The organism is Phenylobacterium terrae, from assembly GCF_042681205.1.
Lineage (GTDB): Bacteria > Pseudomonadota > Alphaproteobacteria > Caulobacterales > Caulobacteraceae > Phenylobacterium > Phenylobacterium terrae.
This window is the reverse complement of sequence record NZ_JBHUEY010000006.1, coordinates 441,069-459,730: the sequence shown is the minus strand read 5'-3', so window position 1 is coordinate 459,730 and position 18,662 is coordinate 441,069. Positions and strand designations below refer to the sequence as shown.

Genomic DNA, 18,662 nt, shown 5'->3' with positions numbered 1-18,662 from the left:
CCTCGGCGGCCCAGGCGCACGGGCCCGGCGCGTTGCATCTGCACGCGCCGGAGGCCCCGGGAGCGGCGGAGCCGGCCGGCCCGCGCAGCTGGCTGGCCGGCGACCACCACATCCACAGCCGCTTCAGCGCCGACTGGGAGCCGGACCCGGCCGGCGGGCCGCCCAGGCCGATCCTCGGCGGGGACTCGCCATACGGGATCCAGCGCAACGCCGAGATGGCCCGCAAGCACGGCCTGGCCTGGATGGTGTCCACCGACCACGGCGGCCCCAACCACTCCAAGCTGGCCTACGAACAGGCCTATCCGGAGCTGTTGGAAGCGCGCCGGGCGGTGCCCGAGGTGATCCAGTTCTATGGCATGGAGTTCGACACCCCGGGCGCCGACCACAGCAGCCTCATCGTCCCGCACACCCACGACGAGCGCGAGCGGCTGCGCGAGGTGGAGTCGCGCTTCGCCAAGCGCGAGCCCCATCCGGCCGATCCCGCCTGGGACACCGAGCCCAGGATGCTCGAGGCCCTGCGGCACATGAAGGACATGCCCGCCCCGCCGGTGGTGATCGCCAACCATCCCTCCCGCTCGGCCAAGGGCGTCGGGGTCTATGGCCTCACCACGCCGCGGGAGCTGCGCGACTGGAACGACACGGCGCCGCAGGTGGCCATCGGGATGGAAGGCGCGCCCGGGCACCAGGCCGGCGGCCTCAAGCCCGACGGGACTCCCGATCCGGAGGGCGCCCGCGGCAGCTACCGCAACGCGCCGACCATGGGCGGCTTCGACCAGATGACCGCCCGGGTCGGCGGCTTCTGGGATTCCATGCTGGGGGAGGGGCGCCGCTGGTGGATCACCGCCACCTCGGACTCCCACCGCCATTACACCGAGGGCGGCTCCGACTTCTGGCCCGGCGAGTACGCCAAAACCTACGTCTGGGCGGCCCGCAGCCACGACGACATCCTCGACGGCCTGCGCAGCGGCCGGGTGTTCGTCACCACCGGCGACCTGATCTCCGAACTCGACGTAACCGCCGAGGCCGGCGGGTCGCGGGCGCAGATCGGCGAGACGCTGGCGATCAGCCGCGGCCGCGACGTGCGGGTGACCATTCGCCTGAAGGACCCGGCCGGCGCCAACCCCGCGGGCCGCACGCCGGAGGTCGCCCGCGTGGACCTCATCGTCGGCAAGGTGCAGGGCCCCGTCGCCGACCGCGCCGCCGATTCCAACCCGACCGCCCAGGTGGTCCGCCGCTTCGGCCCGGCGGACTGGCGCCGGGACGGCGAGATGCTCGCCATGAGCTTCGTCCTGAAGGGCGTGGCCGAGGACAGCTATCTGCGCATCCGCGGCACGAACGGCGCCGAACTCGAGCCTACGCCCGACCCGCCCGGCGAAGACCCCTGGTCCGACCTCTGGTTCTACGCCAACCCCATCTTCCTGGACGTTCGATAGGCGCCGCCGGCGGCCCTACCTCCCCCGCGCAGCGGCGGGAGGGGGACCGCCCGCCGAAGCCGGCGCACGCCGGCTGAAGAGCGGGGGGGGGGGAGGGGGCGAGCTATGCGCTCCGCCTGCCCGCCGCCTCGTCCTGAGAGATCGTTCGTGCAGTTCGCGCCGCCCCACAGGCGGCCCGCCCCCTCCACCAGTCGCTCTTCGCTGCGCTCGGCGACTGGTCCCCCTCCGCCGCTGCGCGGGGGAGGTAGTGGCGCGATTGGGAGCGAACTGGCCTCGACAACCCCTCAGGTCGTCCGGCTGCAGCCCCGCCGAGGTGGCAAGCTTAGCAACAAACCTGTCACGAACCCTTCGCGTCGCTGTCACGACGCCTGCCTAGAAGGGCGCCGGGCAGGCGGGCGGGCTGGGGCCGAGAGGGCTTCGAAATCGCCATCGCGTGCACCGTCAGATGACACGGTGGAGAAGCACGATGACCGGGGTTCCGAAGCTGAAGACCCTACTGATTTCGGGCCTTAGCGCCCTGGCGCTGGCCGGCTGCGGCGGCGGCGGCGGCGACAGCATCGCCTCGCCGGGCGAAGGCGGCTTCTCCGGCGGCGGCGGGGGCGGCGGCACGGGCGGCGGCGGCGGCGGGACCGGCGGCGGGGCCGCGGCGGACTGCCCGGCCGGCTTCACCAACCTCGGCACGGTCGCGGGCGGCACGCTGCGCGCCTGCCAGCTGCCGCAGACCATCCTCGGCAACCTGCTGGTCCCGGCCCGCCAGGGCACTGTCTACGCCATCAGCGGCCGCACCGACGTCGGCCAGGACCGCGGCGCCGACCCGGCCAACCCGCTGCCGAACACTCAGTCGGGCACGCTCACCATCGAGCCCGGCGTGCGGATCTTCGGCAGCGCCGGCCTCGACTACATCAACGTCCAGCGCGGCTCGCAGCTGATCGCCGAAGGCACGCCGACCAACCCGATCGTCTTCACCAGCCGCACCGACATCGAAGGCACGGACGGCGTCGACACCATCGGCCAGTGGGGCGGCATCGTCCTGAACGGCCGCGCCCCGATCAACGCCTGCCCGGCCGGCGCGACCCCGCCCAGCATCAACTGCGTGGCGACCTTCGAGGGCGGCGTCTCGCTCTACGGCGGCAACACCCCGAACGACTCTTCGGGCCGGCTCCGCTACGTGCAGGTCAAGTATCCGGGCTTCGAGGTGCAGCCGAACCGCGAGCTGAACGGCATCAGCTTCAACGGCGTCGGCTCGGGCACCGTCGTCGACCACGTCCAGGTCCACAACAGCTCGGACGACGGCATGGAGATGTTCGGCGGCACGGTGAACCTGCGCCACATCGTCCTGACCGGCAACGACGACGACAGCCTGGACACCGACAACGGCTACCGCGGCGCCATCCAGTTCCTGATCATCCAGCAGCGGGCGAACGGCGGCGACCGGGCGTTCGAGATGAGCTCGGCCGGCAGCGCGGCGCTCCACACCGCGCCGAAGATCGCCAACTACACCGCCATCGGCACGCCGCGCGTGGGCGGCGGCGACGTGCAGGTGCTGAACACCGGCCACGGCGGCCGGTTCATGAACGGCATCCACGTTTCGACCCGGGCCGGCGCGGCCTGCCTGGATGTGGACGACACCTCCACCTTCGCCAACGCCCCGCGCTGGGACTCGGTGGTCTTCTCCTGCCCGGTGTCCTTCAACACCGACGCCGACGATGAGGCCGCCCTGTTCAACGCCGGCACCAACAACGCGGCGACCTTCACCTCCTCGCTCAGCGGGTTCGTGAACGGCGCCAATGAGAACGGGCGGCCGGTGTTCAACGCCTCCAGCGTCGATCCCTTCTTCCAGAACGTGAGCTACATCGGCGCCGTCCGGGACGCGAACGACACCTGGTGGCAGGGCTGGACCTGCGGCCTGCCCGGCGGCGCCAGCTGCTGATCCCGCGGGCGGGGCCCCTCGCGGGCCCCGCCTCCTACTCGATCTCGACGACTCTCAGGGGCCTCCTCACATGACCCACTCCACCCGCCCCCTCCTGGGGCTGCTGCTCTGCACGAGCGCGCTCCTGGCGCCCGGCCTCGTGCACGCCCAGGCCAGCGGCCAGGCCGCGCCTCCGGCGGAGGGCGAGGTCGAAGAGCTCGTCGTCCGCGGCCGCTACATCCCCGAGGTGATGCGGGAGACCTCCGAGGTGACCAGCGTCGCCACGGCCGAGGACCTGCAGCGCCAGGGCGACGACACGGCCGCCCTGGCCCTGACGCGCCTGGCCGGCCTCAGCGTCGTCAGCGGCAAGTTCGTCTATGTCCGGGGCCTGGGCGAGCGCTACTCCTCGGCGATGCTCAACGGCTCGCCGCTGCCCAGCCCCGAGCCGCTGCAGCGCGTCGTGCCGCTCGACCTGTTCCCCAGCAACGTGCTGGCCAGCGTCAATGTCCAGAAGACCTACTCGGTCAACTACCCGGGCGAGTTCGGCGGCGGCCTGATCGACCTGCGCACCCTGGCCGTCCCCGACGAGCCGTTCCTGACGGTGGGCGCCAGCATCGGCGCCAACTTCGAGACCACCCTGAAGCGGGGCCTGACCTACTACGGCGGCGACCTGGACTGGCTGGGCGTCGACGACGGCACGCGCAAGCTGCCGTCGGCCGTCCGCGCGGCGATCGAGACCGGCCGGCGGATCGACTCCACCAACTTCAGCGACGCCGAGCTGCAGGTCATCGGCCAGAGCTTCCAGAACGCCAACATCAACGTCCTGCAGAACCTGGGCGACGTGCCGTTCAACGGCAGCTTCGACATCTCCGGCGGCCGGTCCTGGGCGCTGGATTGGGGCACGCTGGGCTTCGTCGCCGTCGGCGGCTTCGACTCCAGCTGGTCGACCCGCCGGGCGACCCAGCAGGAAGGCGTCGTCAGCCTCGACGGGCTGTCGGTGCAGGAGGACCTCACGTCCTTCTCGACCCAGAACGACATCGTCATCAACGCCCTGGTGAGCGGGGCGCTGGAGATGGACAACCACGCCATCCAGTGGACCAACTTCTACGTCCGCAACGTCACCAAGGAGACCCGCTCGGTCGAGGGCGAGAGCGCCCGGGCGTCCAACTTCATCCGCGACGACCACACCGCCTGGTACCAGCGCGAGCTGTTCGACACCCAGCTGACCGGCGAGCACGAGTTCGGCGACCTGGAGATCGACTGGCGCGGCTCCTACGCCCGCACCGAGCGCGACGCGCCGTACGAGCGGCAGGTGCGCTACCGGCTGGTGGACGGCAACTACCTGCACAACCCGCAGTCCGACGCCAACTTCATCCGCTTCGGCGAGCTGGAGGACACAGCCGCCAGCGCCGCGGTCGACTTCCGCTACCGCTGGGAGAACCCCTGGTTCACCGACACCACGCTGTCGGCGGGCCTGGCCTGGATGGACACCGACCGGTTCTCGGACCAGCGCGTGTTCCGCTTCACCACCACGACGACGCCGCCGCTGTCGTTCCAGATGCAGCGCGTCGACTACCTCTACTCGGACTACAACATCGGCCCGAACGGCCTGATCCTGCGCGAGGTGACGGGCTCGGAGGGCGCCGCCGCCTACGAGGCGGGGCTCACCACCCGCGCCGCCTACGCCCAGTTCGAGGGCGAGGTGCTGCCCGCCGTGCGGCTGACGCTCGGCGTCCGCTACGAGGAGGGCGAGCAGACCGTCCAGGCCGTCGACCTGTTCGACACCGGCGTGCCGCTCGAAGGCCGCAAGCTGGAGAACGACTACGTCCTGCCGGCCGGCACCATCACCTGGAACTTCGCCGAGGACCAGCAGCTGCGCTTCGGCGCCTCCAAGACCATCGCCCGCCCGCAGTTCCGCGAGCAGGCGCCGCAGCTCTACCTGGACCCGGAGTCGGACCGGACCTTCATCGGCAACCCGTTCCTGCTGGATTCCGAGCTGCTGAACCTCGACCTGCGTTACGAGCGCTACTTCGACCGTGGGCAGTTTGCGACGCTCGGCGCCTTCTACAAGGACATCGACCGGCCCATTGAATCCGTGGTCAACGAGTCCGGCTCGGGCCTGCAGCAGAGCTTCCTGAACGCTCCGCGGGCCGTGCTCTACGGCGTCGAGGGCGAGTTCAAGAAGTACTTCGAGCCCTCGTTCGGGGTCAGCTGGATCGACGACAAGCGCTGGCTGATCGCCGCCAACTACACCTACACCAAGAGCGAGGTGCGGGCCGACGAGGGCGACGTGGTCTTCCCGCGCACCGAGGCCGGCCGGCCCGCGCCGGCGACCACCTTCGTGACCGACGGCAGCCGCCTGCAGGGGCAGTCCGAACACCTGGCCAACCTGCAGTTCGGCTTCGAGAGCCTGGACGAGATGACCCAGGCCACCTTCCTGCTGAACTACGCCTCGGAGCGGATCACCGCCCGCGGCCAGGCCGGCGCGCCGGACTTCGTGCAGGATCCGGGCGTGATGCTCGACTTCACCTTCCGCCACCGGTTCGAGAACTGGGGCCGGGAGTTCACCTTCGGCGTCGAGGCCCGCAACCTGCTCGGCGAGGAGTTCATCGAGTCCCAGGAACTGGGCGGCGACGAGATCATCCTCAACGGCTACGAACTCGGCACCAGCCTCAGCGTCAGCCTCTCGACGCGGTTCTGATTGAATCCTCCCCCGCAGCGCAGACTGCGGGGGAGGGGGACCGCCGAAGGCGGTGGAGGGGGCGCTCAGCGCGCCCGCGCCCCCTCCGTCTCGACGCTGCGCGTCGATCCACCTCCCCCGCACGCTCCGCTACGGGGGAGGAGCTCGCTACGAGGGCGACAACCCCACCCACTGTCACGTTTGTTTCATCCAAGCGTCACGGGAGCGTCAGCCGGGTCCGCCAAAAGTCCCGCGCCCGCCGAGACGGCGGTGAGGGGGATCGAGGTTGAACCTCAGGCTTGACGGTTTCCGGGGCGTGCCGCCGAAGCGGCTGCTGCGCGGGTTGGAGGTGGTGCTGGTCGCGGCGATCGCGGCGGAGGCGGCGCACCTGACCTGGGCCGCTGTCACGCCGCTGTCGCCGGCTGCGACCGCGCCCGTCGCGGTGCGGCCGCCCGCGCCGGTGGACCTCACGATCCTCGAGCGCTTCGATCCCTTCTTCCGCCGCGGCGACGAGAGCGCGGTGCAGGCCTCCGCCGGCGGCGAGGCGCCCTCCGGCCCGGTGCTCTACGGCGTGCGCTCGGGCGGCCGCGGATCGGCCATCCTCGCCATCGGCGGCGGCGCCCAACAGATCTACGAGGTCGGCGACGAGGTCGCGCCGGGCCTGGTGCTGGCCGGCGTCGGCGCCGACCACGTGATCCTCAGCCGGGGCGGGGCGAAGCAGAAGCTCGGCTTCCCCGTCCTGGCCGGCGGCGCAGCGCCCCCGCCATACGTTCCTGCCCTCGCCCCGGCCGTCGCCCCTGAGGGCGCGGTCGATCCCAAGCGCTTGCTCGCCGAGACCTCGCTGCTGCCGCGCCTGCAGGACGGCCAGCCCAACGGCTACCAGGTGATGGCCCCCGCGGCGAGCCCGGCCCTCCAGGCCGCCGGCCTGCAGCGGGGCGATGTTCTGCTGGCGGTCGACGGCGTCGGTCTGACCCCCGAGCGGGTCGCCGAGCTGCCGCAGACCCTCGCCAGCAACCCCGAGGTCGAGCTGCGCTTCGAGCGCGCCGGCCAGGTGATGACCAAACGCGTTCGCATGGAGCCCCGTTGAAGCGCCTCGCCAAAATCGCCCTGTTCGCCAGCGCCCTGTGCCTGGCGAGCCCGGGGCCCGCCGCCCTGGCGCAGCAGGGCCAGGTCCTCAATCTGCAGGACGCCGACATCCGGGTGTTCATCCAGGACGTGGCGCGCGCCACGGGCCTGACCTTCGTCGTCGACCCCCGCGTGCAGGGCCGCGTCACCGTCTCCAGCCAGGAGCCGCTGTCGCAGACCGAGCTGTTCGAGGTGATGCTCTCGACGCTGCGGGCCAACGGCCTGGTGGCCGTGCCGTCCGGCAACCGCACCTACCGCATCGAGCCCGCGGCCGGCGCCGGCCAGGCGGGGGCGGCCCAGGCGGCGGGCTCGGCGGCCGGCTTCTCCACCCAGGTGTTCCGCCTGCGCGCCCTCGACGCCAAGTCCGCCGCCGAGACCCTGCGCCCGCTGGTCAGCCCGCAGGGCGCAGTGATGCCCAGCCAGCGCGGCAACCTGCTGGTCGTCGCCGACTACGCCGACAACCTGCGCCGGGTCCGCAGCCTGCTGGCCCAGGTGGACCAGGACCGCGGGACCACCGAGACCGTCACCCTGCGCTCCAGTTCGGCCCGCGAGATCGCCAGCGTTCTGAACGAGCTGCTGGCTGGCCCCGGCGCGGACCCGCGCGCGCCCAACGGCCTGGTCTCCATCGTCGTGGTCGACAGCAGCAACTCCATCATCCTCAAGGGCGAGCCGGAGGTGGTGCGCCCGCTGCTCGGCGTCATCGCCGACCTCGACCGCCGGGCCGAGAGCGCCGGCGACGTGCGGGTCGTCCAGCTCCAGCACGCCAACGCCGAGCAGCTCGTGCCGGTGCTTCAGCAGCTGGTCGGCCAGGCGGTGACCACGCCGACGCCCGCGGTCGCCACCGGCGGCCGCGAAGGGGAGGGGGCCGCGCCGACCGCCCCCGCCGCCGCGGTCCCGGCGATCGCCAGCTCCGGCGGCGGCCGCGCCAACATCGCCCGCTATCCCGGCGCCAACGCCATCATCATCGCCGCCGACCCCGAGACCCAGCGGATGCTGGCCGAGGTGGTCCGCCAGCTCGACGTGCGCCGCCAGCAGGTGCTGGTGGAGGCCATCGTCGTGGAGGTGTCCGACGAGGCGGCCAAGCGGCTGGGCGTCCAGTTCGCCATCGCCGGCATCAACGGCTCCAACATCCCCTTCGCCGCGACCAACTACTCCAATACCGCGCCCAACCTTCCCGCCATCCTCGGCGCGGCGGCGGCGGAGAAGAACCTGCCGGAGAATTCGCCGACGCTGGAGGTGCTGCGCAACGCGGCCGTCTCCTCCATCCTGGCCGCCAACGGGATCGTCACCGGCGGCGCCGGCAACATCAACGACGACGCCCTCTTCGGCCTGATCATCAATGCGGTGAAGAGCGACACGGCCTCGAACCTGCTCTCCACCCCCTCGATCATGACCCTGGACAACCAGGAGGCCACGCTGCTGGCCGGCCAGGAGGTGCCCATCACCACCGGCGAGGTGCTGGGCGACGACAACAGCAATCCGTTCCGCACCATCCAGCGCCAGAACGTGGGCGTGGCCCTCGAGGTGAAGCCGCAGATCAACGCCGGCGGCACGGTCACCCTGTTCCTGCGCCAGGAGGTCTCCTCGGTGGCCGGCCCGGTCAGCGCCAACTTCGAGGAGCTGATCCTCAACAAGCGCGAGATCACCACCACGGTGAACGTCGACGACGGCGAGATCGTCGTGCTCGGCGGCCTCTTGGACCAGAACGAGCGCGTCTCGGTGGAGCGCACGCCGCTGCTCGGGGACGTGCCGGTGCTGGGCCACCTGTTCCGCGGCACCAACAAGCAGAAGACCAAGACCAACCTGATGGTCTTCATCCGGCCGACCATCGTGCGCGACGCCGCCGAGGCCCGCGCCCTGACGGGCCCCAGGTTCGGCTACATCAGCGACCGTCAGCCGCGCCGCGACCCGCGGGCCCAGAGCGACCTGGAGGCCCTGGTCCGCCACTACATGGGCGCGACGCCGCCGAACGCCCTGCCGCCCGCGCCGGCCCCGCCGCCGCCAGCCCAGGCGCCGCAATGAGCACGCCGGCCGTCCTCGCCTACCCCTTCGCCAAGACCTGCGGAGTCGTCCTGCTGGACTTCGACGGCGTCGCTCGCGTCGGCCTGCGCGAAGGGGCCGATCCCGCGGCGCTGATCGAGGCCCGCCGGGCGCTGGGCGCGCCGATCCAGGTGCAGCATCTCAGCCGCGCCGAGTTCGAGCGCCGGCTGTCGGAGGCCTACGCCGGCGAGGGCCTGTCCGGCCCCGGCGACGACTTCGACATGTCCGGCGGCCTCGAAGGCCTCGTCGAGGACATCCCCGTGGCCGCCGACCTGCTGGAGACGCAGGACGACGCGCCCATCATCCGGCTGATCAACGGCCTGATCGCCGAGGCGGTGCGCGTCGGCGCCTCGGACGTGCACATCGAGCCCTTCGAGCAGGCCCTCGTCGTGCGGCTGCGCGTCGACGGCGTCATGCGCGAGGTGCTGAGCCTGTCGCAGCGGCTGGCGCCCCTGTTGGTCTCGCGCGTGAAGGTGATGGCCCGGCTCGACATCGCCGAGAAGCGGCTGCCGCAGGACGGGCGGATATCGCTCTCGCTCGGTGGCCGGGCCCTGGACGTGCGGGTCTCCACGCTGCCGGCGCGGGCCGGCGAGCGGGTGGTGATGCGGATCCTCGACCAGGCCCAGGCGGGCCTCAGGCTTGAGCAGCTCGGGATGGCGCCCGACGTGCTGCAGCTGTTCCGCGGCGCGCTCTCGGAGCCCAACGGCATCGTACTGGTCACCGGCCCCACCGGCTCGGGCAAGACCACCACCCTCTACGCCGGCCTGTCGCTGCTGAACGACACCAGCCGCAACATCCTGACCATCGAGGATCCGGTCGAATACGCCATCGCCGGCATCGGCCAGACCCAGGTGAACCCCAAGGTCGGCATGACCTTCGCCGCCGGCCTGCGCGCCATCCTGCGCCAGGACCCGGACGTGGTGATGGTCGGCGAGATCCGCGATGTGGAGACGGCCCAGATCGCCGTCCAGGCCAGCCTCACGGGCCACCTCGTCCTCTCCACCGTGCACACCAACGATGCGGCCGGGGCGATCACCCGCCTGCGCGACATGGGCGTCGAGCCCTTCCTGCTGGCCTCGACGGTCCGGGTGATCCTCGCCCAGCGGCTGGTCCGGCGGCTCTGCCCCAGTTGCCGGCGGCCGCAGCCCGCCGATGCGAGCACCGCCCGGCTGGTGGGCGTGCCGTGCGGCCACGTCCTCCACCGCGCCGGCGGCTGCGCGAGCTGCAGCCACACCGGCTACGTCGGCCGCATCGGGGTCTACGAGGCCGTGCGCATCGACGACCGTATCCGCCGCCTGATCGGCGAGAACGCCGACGAGGATGCCATCGCCGCCGCCGCCTTCGAGCAGGGCGGGCGGCTGTCGGAAGCGGCCCGCCGCTACGTGGCCGAGGGGATCACCACGGTCGAGGAGGCGATCCGCGTCACCCGCCAGGAAGCGCCGGACCATGTCGGCGTTTGAATATGTCGCCCTCGACGGCGGCGGGCGGACCCGCAGCGGCGTCGTCGCTGCGGCCACCGAGCGGGCGGCGCGCCAGAAGCTGCACGCCAGGCGGCTGGTGCCCGTGCGCCTGTCGCCGGCCGCCGAGGGGGCGCAGGCGAGTGCGCCGGCCCGGCGGCTGTTCCCCGAGCACCTGAGCGTCAAGCAGCTGGCCCTGTTCACCCGCCAGCTCGCCACTCTGGTATCCGTCGCGCCCCTCGAGGAGGCCCTTCGGACGCTCTCGCTGCAGGCCGAGCGGCCGGTGCTGCGCCGCGCGCTGACCGGCGTCCACGCGGGCGTTCTGGAGGGCTACCGCCTCTCAGAGGCCATGCGCCGGCAGGGCGCGGCCTTCCCGCCGCTCTACCGGGCCATGGTGGCCGCGGGCGAGAGCTCCGGCACGCTGCCGGCCATCCTCGAGCGGCTGGCCGACCTCTTGGAGACCGACGAGCAGGCGCGCAGCCGGCTGGCGACCGCGCTGATCTACCCGGCCGCCCTGACGGTGACGGCCCTGGCGGTGATCGCCGCCCTGCTGACCTTCGTGGTGCCCAAGGTGGTCGACCAGTTCGACTCCATGGGCCAGCAGCTGCCCTGGCTCACCCGGGCGATCATCTTCATCTCCACCGGCCTTAGAGACTGGGGCTGGCTCATCGGGCTGGTGCTGATCGCGGCCGGGGCCGGGTTCGCCTGGGCGCTCCGCCGGCCGGGATTCCGGCTCAAGGTGGACGGCGCGATCCTCAAGGCGCCGCTGGTCGGTCGGCTGATCCGCGACCTGCACGCGGCGCGGCTGGCCCGAACGCTCGCCACCATGATCGCCGGCGGCCTGCCGGTGCTCGAGGGCCTGATGCTCACCGGCCCGACCATCACAAACAGCGTGCTGCGCCGCGCCACCGAGGAGATGGCCACCACCATCCGCGAGGGCGGCAGCCTGTCGGCCGCGATGCGGCGCGTCGAGGTCTTCCCGCCGCTCTTGGTCTACATGGCCGCCAGCGGCGAGAGCAGCGGCCGGGTCGAGCCCATGCTGGCCCGGGCCGCCGACTACCTGGAGCGGGAGGTGAACGCCTTCACGGCCACGGCCCTCAGCCTGCTGGAGCCGGCGATCATCATCGTGATGGGCGCGGTGGTGACCCTGATCGTCCTCTCGATCCTCCTTCCCATCCTGCAGATCAACACACTGGCGTTCCGATGACCGACCTTGCCCTGCGCCCTGAGCGGCGCCCGCACGCCGAAGCCGGCTTCACCCTCGTCGAGGTCATGGTGGTGGTCGTCATCATCGGCCTGCTGGCCACCGTGGTGATGATCAACGTCCTGCCGAGCCAGGACCGGGCGATGCGCGAGAAGGCCCGCGCCGACGTCGCCGTCCTGGAGCAGGCGATCGAGACCTACCGGCTGGAGAACCTGACCTTCCCGACCAGCGCCCAGGGGCTGGCCGCGCTCACCGCGCCGCCGGCCGGGCTCGCCCGTCCCGACCGCTACCGCGAGGGCGGGTACGTGCGCCGGCTGCCGAAGGATCCGTGGGGCAATCCCTACCAGTACGCCTACCCGGGCGAGTACGGGCGCTTCGACGTCTACTCGTTCGGCGCCGACGGCAAGAAGGGCGGCGAGGGGGACGATGCGGACATCGGCAACTGGAGCTGACGAGGCCGGCTTCACCCTCGTCGAGATGCTCGCCGCCGTGGCCATCCTCGGCCTGCTCGCCGGCGTCGTCGTGATGAACCTGCCCGACAGCGGGGCCCGCCTCGGCGACGAGGCGGACGCCCTGGCCGCACGCCTGCGCCGCGCCCAGGAGGAGGCGATCCTCACCAACCGGCCCGTCGAGGTGGCCATGGACGAGGCCGGCTACCGGTTCCGCGTGCAGCGGCGCGGGGCATGGACCGTCCTGGAAGACCGCACCTTCGCCCCGCGCGCCTGGGGGGAAGGCGTGAGCGTGCAGGTCCGCACCGCCGACGGCCGCAGCGCCGTCCGCTTCGACACCACCGGCGCGGCCGAGCCCGCGGAGATCCGGCTGCAGTGGCGCGAGCGGTCCGTGCGCGTCACCGTCGGCGGCCAGGGCCAGGTGCGGATCGATGCGGCCGGCTGAGCAGGGCTTCACTCTCATCGAGATCCTGGTGGCGCTCGCAGTGCTCAGCATCTCGGCGGTCGCGCTGCTGAATCTCGCGGGCGAGAACACCCGCACGGCCGCAGCCATGGAGACCCGCACCCTGGCCGCCGTCGTCGCGGAGAACAGGGCGGTCGAGGCGCTCATCGCGCCGGCGTCGCCGGCGGTCGGCCGCGCCGGCGGCGCCGACCGGCTGGCGGACCGCGAGTGGCGCTGGCTGCGCCTGGTCAGCCGCACCGCCGACCCGCAGATCCTGCGCATCGACGTGCTGGTGCAGGCGCCGGACGCCCGGCGCACGGCCGCCGAGGTCACCGTATTCCGGGGCCCGCAATGAAGGGCTTCACCCTCGTCGAGATGATGGTGGCGCTGCTGATCTTCGGCCTCGTCGCCGCGGCCGGCGTCGCCGTGATGAGCGTCTCGGTGGACAACCAGGAGGTCGTGCGCGCGCACACCGAACGGCTCGCCGAGTTCCAGCGCGCCCGGGCGCTGCTGAAGGCCGACCTCTCCCAGGCCGCCGCCCGGCGCACCCGCGGGCCGGACGGCCAGGCCGCGACCTGGACCTTCGCCGGCGGGGCGAGCGCGCCGCCGGGCCTGCTGCTCGGCCTGGTGCGGGCCGGCTGGGACAACCCCGACGCCGACCGGCGCGCCTCGCTGCAGTACGTCGAATACCGCCTGGTCGAGGACCGGCTGGAGCGGCGCGCCCGCCCCGCGCTGGACGGCGCCGAGCCGGGCCCGGCCCAGGTGCTGCTGACCGGCGTCGAGACCGCGCAGGTCAGCTTCGCGGCGGGCGGCGAGTGGGTCGAGGCGATACCCGGCGGCGCCCACCGGCCGCCGCCCCAGGCCCTTCGGCTGCAGCTGCGGCTCAAGGACATGGGCCAGATCGACCAGCTCTTCCTCGTCACCGGAGAGGGCTGGTGAGGCGCGCGGGCGAAGAGGGCGTGGCGCTGCTCACCGTGCTGCTGCTGGTGGCGGTGATGGCGACGCTGGCGGTGGCGCTGCTGGACGACATCCGCTTCTCCCTGCGCCGCACCGCCAACGCCGAGGCGGTGGGCCAGGCGCGCTGGTACGCCATCGGAGCCGAGACCCTGGCCAAGGCCCAGATCGCCCGGCTGAGCGCGGCCGGCGGCGGGCGCACGACGCTCCAGGGCGGCTGGCACGGCCGCGTCCTACGCTTCCCCATCGAGGGCGGGACCATCCAGGCGCGCGTCACCGACGGCGCCGCCTGCTTCAACCTCAACAGCGTCGTCCAGGGGGCCGGCGAGGTGCTGGAGCGCCGCGACGCCGGCGTGCGCCAGTTCATCGCCCTGACCCAGGCGCTCGGCGCGCCCGACGGCGAGCGGCTGGCCGCGGCCCTGGTCGACTGGATCGACACCGACGTCCTGCGCGAGAGCGGCGGGGCCGAGGACGAGGCCTACGTGGACGGCGGCTGGCTCACCGCCGCCACCCTGCTCGCCGAGCCGAGCGAACTGCGCGCCGTCCGCGGCTTCGAGCCGGCGATCTACGAGAGGCTTCGGCCCTACGTCTGCGCCCTGCCGACGGCGGAGCTCTCGCCCATCAACGTCAACACCTTGCCGCCGGAGAAGGCCGTGCTGCTCACCATGCTGACCGAAGGCCGGCTGCCCCTGGCGGGCGCCCGGCGGATCATCGAGGGGCGACCGCCCTTCGGCTGGGCCTCGCCGTCCGAATTCTGGAACGAGCCTGCCCTGCAGGACGCCGCGCCAAGCGACGAGGCCGTAGGCCAGGTCGAGGTGCGCACCCGCTTCTTCGAACTCGAAACCGAGGTCGCCTACCTGGACGCCGAGGTGACCGCCAGCGCGCTGCTGGAGGACCAGGGCGGCCGGGTCCGGCTCGTCTCGCGCCGCTGGGGACCGGAAGAATGAGCGCCTGGAGACTGATATTCATTCCGCCCGACCACCAGGCGGCGCCGGCGGTCCGGGTGATCGACGCCGAGGGACGGATCCTGGAGCGCGGGACGCTGCAGATCGGCCCGAACCTGGCGCCCGCCGGCGCCCGGACGGTGCTGGTCGCGCCGGGCATGGACGTGGCCGTCCACTGGCTGCACCTGCCGACCCGCAACGACGTGCAGGCCCGGGCGGCCGCGGCCCTGTTGCTGGAGGATCGCCTCGCCCGGCCGGCCGGCGACGCCCACCTGGCGCTCGGCGCCCGCGAGGCCGACGACCATCGCCTCGCCGCCGCCGTGGAGCCTGGCCGGATGCAGGCCTGGGCGAGCCTGGCCTCGCTGCACGGCCTGCGGCCCGACCTCGTCATCCCCGACCACCTGCTGCTGCCGGAGCCGGAGGACGACGAGATCATCGCCGCCGACGTGGGCGGCTGGCTGGCCGTTCGGGGACGGCGCCTCGCCTTTTCCTGCGAGCCGGACATGCTGGAGGTGTTGCTGCCGGGCCGGCCGGTGCGCCGCATCGACGACGCGGCGGCGCTCGGCCAGCTCTGGGCGAAGGCGCTCGCCGCCCCGGCCGTCAACCTGCTGCAGGGCGAGTTCGATCCCGCCCGCGCCGAGCGGCTGTCGCCCCGCGACCTGCGGCGGGCGGCGGCGCTGGCGGCGCTGGCCCTCGTCGCGCCGGCGCTGGTGCTGGGCGCCCAGGCCTGGCGCCACGACCGGGCCGCCGATGCGGCCGAGCGGGCGACCGCGGCGCAGGTCGCGGCCGTGCTGCCGAAGGACCAGCCGGTCACCGATCCGCTAGCCCAGGCCCGGGCGCGCCTGACCGGGCTGGAGCTCGCCGCCGGCGGCGGGCCGATCGCCGCGTCGGCCCAGCTGTTCGCCGCCGTGGAGACCATCCAGGACGCCCAGGTCGAGACCCTGATCGTCTCGCCGGAGGGCGAGGTCAGGGCCGGGATCAGCCACACCAACTACTCGGACGTGGAGCTGCTGCGCGAGGCCATGCGCAAGGCGGGCCTGGCCTTCCGCGAGGAGTCCAGCCGCGAAGAGGGCGGCCGGGTGATGAGCGACGTAATCGTGGGGAGCCGACCGTAATGCGCTGGTGGAACGAACGGAGCGGCCGCGAGAAGGCGCTGCTCGGGGTGATGGCCGCGGCCCTCGCCGCCTTCGGTCTGTGGTACGGGCTCTACGCCCCGCTGCTCGCCGCGCGGGAGCGGGCGCTGGAGCGCCACGAGGCGGCGCTGCAGACGCAGGCCGAGGTCGGACGTGCGGTGGCGCGGATCAAGGCGCTGCAGGGGCGGGTGACCGCGCCCGCGCCGTCGGTCGCACCGGAGGAGGCGATCGCCGCCACCGCCGCGGCGGCCGGCGTGCCGCTGTCGCGCACCGAGCCGGACCCGGAGGGCGGCCTGCGGGTCGCTGCGGACGCGGTTTCGGCGACCGCCCTGTTTCCCTGGCTCGGCCGCCTTCAGCGCGAGCACGGCCTGGCGGCGCGCCACCTCACCGTCGTGAAAGGCGAAGGTGGCGGCCTGCGGCTGGACGCGACGCTGGCGCGGCCTTGAAACCCAGCCCCTTCTCCCCCCGCGGGAGAGGGTTACCCCCGCCCGATCGGGCCGTAGAGCCAGGCGAGCCAGACGCCGAGGCTGAGGAAAACGCCGAAGGGGATGTGCTGATTGGCGGCGACCGGGCGGCCGGCCAGCGCCCGCAGGCCTACGTAGGCGAGGCCGCTCGCGGCCGCCCAGACGAGCGCGGAGGGCAGGGCGATCCAGCCGACCCAGGCGCCCCCGCCGGCCAAGAGATAGGCGTCGCCGCCGCCGAGCCCTTCGTGTCCGCGCAGGCGGCGGTAGGCCAGGCCCAGCAGCCGCAGGGCGAGGAAGCCGGCCGCCGCGCCCAGGGCGCACTCGGCCAGCCGCTCCGGCCCGGCGACGGCGGCCGCCGCCAGCCCCGAGCCGATCAGCGGAACGGTGAGCATGCGCGGCAGCCAGAAGTGCTCGGCGTCCAGGCAGGCGAGCAGCAGCAACTGCCAGCCGAGCAGCGCGCCCAGCAGCGCGTTGGCCCCGCCGCCGACGCATGCCGCCCAGGCCGCGCAGCCCGCGCCGCCGAAGATGAAGGCCAGGGCGCGGGCGGGGGAGGGCGCGCGGACCGCGTCCGCCAGCCTCAGCGACAGCACGGCCAGCACATAGCCCATGGGAAAGCCGAGCCCGACGCTCGCGGCCAGGTGGACGCCCTGGGCCATGTCAGCTGCCGATCAGTTCCCAGACCTCGTCCGGCGAGATCTGGAAGAGGAGGCCGATGGATCGCAGCGACTGGCCCTCGGCGTGCAGCTTGCGGGCGTAGTCGATCTGGTACTTGGAGAGCTTGTTGCGGCTGCCGCCGCCGATGCGGCCCGGCGCGCGCAGGTTCGGGCGCGAGGGCCGGCGGGTTTCGTGCTCGGCCAGCAGCGACAGCAGCTCGGTCGCCGCCTCGGACGGCTGCAAAGTGTGGTTCGAGGCCTCGCCGTTCAGGATCCGCACGGCCGCGCCGATCTCCAGCAGGTCGCGCAACAGCTGCACCAGCTCGCCCGTCGAGCGCATGAAGCTCTCCAGGCTGCAGACCAGCACCTCGTCGCCACGCTTGATCCCGAACAGCAGCTTGTTCAGCCGGCGCTCGCTCTCCGGCGTGGGCTCGCCCTCCTCGACGATGACATCGCACGCTTCGGCCTGCAGGCGCTCACGTTGCGCCGCCGCCGGCGGCAGCGACGCGACTCCTCGAACGATACCGTAGCGCAACGACGCCCCCCACGCGGGGGAGACGGGCTCACCCCTTCAGCTTGGCGGCGGGACTATTTCGGGGGAGTGCGACAGTCCGGTGAAGTCTCGGTGACGGAAGCAAGAAGCCTGCGACGGCCCGGTGTCAATGTGGGGCCGTCCAGCACGAAAAATTGCCGTTCGGGTCAACCGTCATAAATGCTTTGCAGACCATGGCCATGCTATAAGGTTTTCCTCAACGACAGGTCCGACTCGGCCGCAAGACCGGGCGGACGGGAGGAAAATGTCATGCGTTCCATTGCTCTGGGGCTGGCGATCGCCGCCCTCGCCACCGTTCCCGCCCTCGCCAAGGACGCGGCCTCCGCGACCGCAGCGGGCAAGGACGCTTCCGCCCAGGTCGCCGGCGACGGCGCCCGGGTGCTCTATGTCTGCGACCGCTCCGACCTGACCCGCCGCGGCTTCGCCCGCGAGTTCGGCTCGGCCGAGTTCGTCACCGCCGACCGCGCCACGGCCAAGGGCGAGTCCTGGTCGGCCCCGCGCTGCATCAGCAGGCCGGAGATGATGCGGCTCAAGAAGCTCCAGTCGGCGAGCCTGCGCTAAGCCGACCTGGTTGGGCGCCGCCGGGCGGTCATCCGCCCGCGGCGCCTGCCCGCTTCTCGAAACTGTCACCGCGTCCGCCTAGGAACTGCGGGTGATCCTGAAGACGCCGAGACTCGTGCTCAGGCCGCTTGGGCCGGGCGACGCTGATGCGCTGGCCGCACTGCACGCAGACCCGGAGGTCATGGCCGACGCTGGCCGGCCGCTCGGCCGCAAAAAGTCCGACATCAAGCTCGCACGCTACCTTGACCATTTTGTGCGCTGGGGCTTCGGCCACTGGTCGCTCGTCCAGGACGGTGCGTTCGTGGGTATGTGGGCGTCAGCGCTAGCGGAGATGGTCACCCTCTTGGAAGTCACTACTCCGCGGGCTGGCGGCTCCATCGCGCAGCTTGGGGAAAGGGATTCGCGGTCGAGGCCGCCCGCGCGGTGCTTGATGACGCCTTCTCACGTGTCGGCTTGGACGAGGTGCTCGCCTACACCGGCCCCGACAACGCCCGCTCAAGAGCGGTGATGGGACGTCTCGGACTGTCGCGCCGGCCTGATCAGGACTTCACGCTGGACGAGGGGCGCCGCGTCTCGTCCTGGCTGACATGGGCTGCGGCGCCGGCTCCGACTGAGACGCCTGGTTGAGTCCGGGTCCAGTCAAAGCCCTCCGCGCGCTTGG

The 18,662-nt window shown here is 72.6% G+C and carries 18 protein-coding genes; 16 read left to right on the top strand and 2 right to left on the bottom strand.

Annotated features, from left to right (window positions below; all coding sequences use genetic code 11):
* The first annotated feature begins 32 nt into the window (after window positions 1-32).
* The 14 genes from ACFSC0_RS16660 (at window position 33) to gspM (ending at window position 16,216) form a co-directional block, all read left to right on the top strand.
* A complete protein-coding gene (locus ACFSC0_RS16660; RefSeq protein WP_377281992.1) occupies window positions 33-1,433 on the top strand; it encodes a phosphoesterase in 1,401 nt (466 codons plus the stop codon).
* Between the two features lie 466 nt (window positions 1,434-1,899).
* Window positions 1,900-3,363, top strand: coding sequence for a hypothetical protein (locus tag ACFSC0_RS16655; protein WP_377281991.1), 1,464 nt, complete (start codon window positions 1,900-1,902; stop codon window positions 3,361-3,363).
* 70 nt (window positions 3,364-3,433) lie between these two features.
* A complete protein-coding gene (locus ACFSC0_RS16650) occupies window positions 3,434-6,043 on the top strand; it encodes a TonB-dependent receptor domain-containing protein (RefSeq protein WP_377281990.1) in 2,610 nt (869 codons plus the stop codon).
* A 265-nt stretch (window positions 6,044-6,308) separates the two neighbouring features.
* Complete coding sequence (locus ACFSC0_RS16645) at window positions 6,309-7,109, top strand: type II secretion system protein N (RefSeq protein WP_377281989.1); 801 nt, start codon at window positions 6,309-6,311, stop codon at window positions 7,107-7,109.
* Complete coding sequence (gene gspD, locus ACFSC0_RS16640) at window positions 7,106-9,169, top strand: type II secretion system secretin GspD (RefSeq protein ID WP_377281988.1); 2,064 nt, start codon at window positions 7,106-7,108, stop codon at window positions 9,167-9,169. The genes ACFSC0_RS16645 and gspD overlap by 4 nt, the downstream gene beginning before the upstream one ends.
* Window positions 9,166-10,647: a type II secretion system ATPase GspE gene (gene gspE / locus ACFSC0_RS16635; protein WP_377281987.1), complete on the top strand. Its 1,482-nt coding sequence runs from the start codon at window positions 9,166-9,168 to the stop codon at window positions 10,645-10,647. The genes gspD and gspE overlap by 4 nt, the downstream gene beginning before the upstream one ends.
* Window positions 10,634-11,851, top strand: coding sequence for a type II secretion system inner membrane protein GspF (gene gspF / locus ACFSC0_RS16630; RefSeq protein WP_377281986.1), 1,218 nt, complete (start codon window positions 10,634-10,636; stop codon window positions 11,849-11,851). The genes gspE and gspF overlap by 14 nt, the downstream gene beginning before the upstream one ends.
* A complete protein-coding gene (gene gspG, locus ACFSC0_RS16625; RefSeq protein ID WP_377281985.1) occupies window positions 11,848-12,300 on the top strand; it encodes a type II secretion system major pseudopilin GspG in 453 nt (150 codons plus the stop codon). Before gspF ends, gspG begins: the two co-directional genes overlap by 4 nt.
* Window positions 12,275-12,742 (top strand): GspH/FimT family pseudopilin, encoded by a 468-nt coding sequence (locus ACFSC0_RS16620; RefSeq protein ID WP_377281984.1) that lies wholly within the window; start codon window positions 12,275-12,277, stop codon window positions 12,740-12,742. Before gspG ends, ACFSC0_RS16620 begins: the two co-directional genes overlap by 26 nt.
* Complete coding sequence (gene gspI / locus ACFSC0_RS16615; RefSeq protein WP_377281983.1) at window positions 12,729-13,094, top strand: type II secretion system minor pseudopilin GspI; 366 nt, start codon at window positions 12,729-12,731, stop codon at window positions 13,092-13,094. Before ACFSC0_RS16620 ends, gspI begins: the two co-directional genes overlap by 14 nt.
* Entirely contained in the window at window positions 13,091-13,678 is a 588-nt protein-coding gene (gene gspJ / locus ACFSC0_RS16610; protein WP_377281982.1) for a type II secretion system minor pseudopilin GspJ, read from the top strand. The genes gspI and gspJ overlap by 4 nt, the downstream gene beginning before the upstream one ends.
* Window positions 13,675-14,640 (top strand): type II secretion system minor pseudopilin GspK, encoded by a 966-nt coding sequence (gene gspK, locus ACFSC0_RS16605; RefSeq protein ID WP_377281981.1) that lies wholly within the window; start codon window positions 13,675-13,677, stop codon window positions 14,638-14,640. The genes gspJ and gspK overlap by 4 nt, the downstream gene beginning before the upstream one ends.
* Window positions 14,637-15,752 (top strand): type II secretion system protein GspL, encoded by a 1,116-nt coding sequence (gene gspL / locus ACFSC0_RS16600; protein ID WP_377281980.1) that lies wholly within the window; start codon window positions 14,637-14,639, stop codon window positions 15,750-15,752. The genes gspK and gspL overlap by 4 nt, the downstream gene beginning before the upstream one ends.
* Window positions 15,752-16,216, top strand: coding sequence for a type II secretion system protein GspM (gene gspM, locus ACFSC0_RS16595; protein ID WP_377281979.1), 465 nt, complete (start codon window positions 15,752-15,754; stop codon window positions 16,214-16,216). The genes gspL and gspM overlap by 1 nt, the downstream gene beginning before the upstream one ends.
* Before the next feature lie 32 nt (window positions 16,217-16,248).
* On the opposite strand, the gene ACFSC0_RS16590 is transcribed toward gspM, so the two are convergent.
* A complete protein-coding gene (locus tag ACFSC0_RS16590; protein ID WP_377281978.1) occupies window positions 16,249-16,890 on the bottom strand; it encodes a prepilin peptidase in 642 nt (213 codons plus the stop codon).
* A 1-nt stretch (window position 16,891) separates the two neighbouring features.
* On the bottom strand, window positions 16,892-17,422 hold the full coding sequence (locus tag ACFSC0_RS16585; RefSeq protein WP_377281977.1) for a recombinase family protein: 531 nt from the start codon (window positions 17,420-17,422) through the stop codon (window positions 16,892-16,894).
* 267 nt (window positions 17,423-17,689) lie between these two features.
* Between ACFSC0_RS16585 and ACFSC0_RS16580 the strand changes: the two genes are divergently transcribed.
* The gene (locus ACFSC0_RS16580) at window positions 17,690-18,001 is read left to right on the top strand and encodes a hypothetical protein (RefSeq protein ID WP_377281976.1); all 312 of its coding nucleotides are present in this window, start codon (window positions 17,690-17,692) and stop codon (window positions 17,999-18,001) included.
* A 258-nt stretch (window positions 18,002-18,259) separates the two neighbouring features.
* Window positions 18,260-18,628, top strand: a complete 369-nt coding sequence (locus ACFSC0_RS16575) for a GNAT family N-acetyltransferase (RefSeq protein ID WP_377282278.1) — start codon at window positions 18,260-18,262, stop codon at window positions 18,626-18,628.
* Window positions 18,629-18,662: the final 34 nt, after the last annotated feature.

Coding starts and splice junctions, on each gene's coding strand:
- ACFSC0_RS16655 (WP_377281991.1), top strand. CDS start 1,900: ATGACCGGGGTTCCGAAGCTGAAGACCCTACTGATTTCGGGCCTTAGC.
- ACFSC0_RS16650 (WP_377281990.1), top strand. CDS start 3,434: ATGACCCACTCCACCCGCCCCCTCCTGGGGCTGCTGCTCTGCACGAGC.
- gspE (WP_377281987.1), top strand. CDS start 9,166: ATGAGCACGCCGGCCGTCCTCGCCTACCCCTTCGCCAAGACCTGCGGA.
- gspF (WP_377281986.1), top strand. CDS start 10,634: ATGTCGGCGTTTGAATATGTCGCCCTCGACGGCGGCGGGCGGACCCGC.
- gspG (WP_377281985.1), top strand. CDS start 11,848: ATGACCGACCTTGCCCTGCGCCCTGAGCGGCGCCCGCACGCCGAAGCC.
- ACFSC0_RS16620 (WP_377281984.1), top strand. CDS start 12,275: ATGCGGACATCGGCAACTGGAGCTGACGAGGCCGGCTTCACCCTCGTC.
- gspI (WP_377281983.1), top strand. CDS start 12,729: ATGCGGCCGGCTGAGCAGGGCTTCACTCTCATCGAGATCCTGGTGGCG.
- gspJ (WP_377281982.1), top strand. CDS start 13,091: ATGAAGGGCTTCACCCTCGTCGAGATGATGGTGGCGCTGCTGATCTTC.
- gspL (WP_377281980.1), top strand. CDS start 14,637: ATGAGCGCCTGGAGACTGATATTCATTCCGCCCGACCACCAGGCGGCG.
- gspM (WP_377281979.1), top strand. CDS start 15,752: ATGCGCTGGTGGAACGAACGGAGCGGCCGCGAGAAGGCGCTGCTCGGG.
- ACFSC0_RS16590 (WP_377281978.1), bottom strand. CDS start 16,890: ATGGCCCAGGGCGTCCACCTGGCCGCGAGCGTCGGGCTCGGCTTTCCC.
- ACFSC0_RS16580 (WP_377281976.1), top strand. CDS start 17,690: ATGCGTTCCATTGCTCTGGGGCTGGCGATCGCCGCCCTCGCCACCGTT.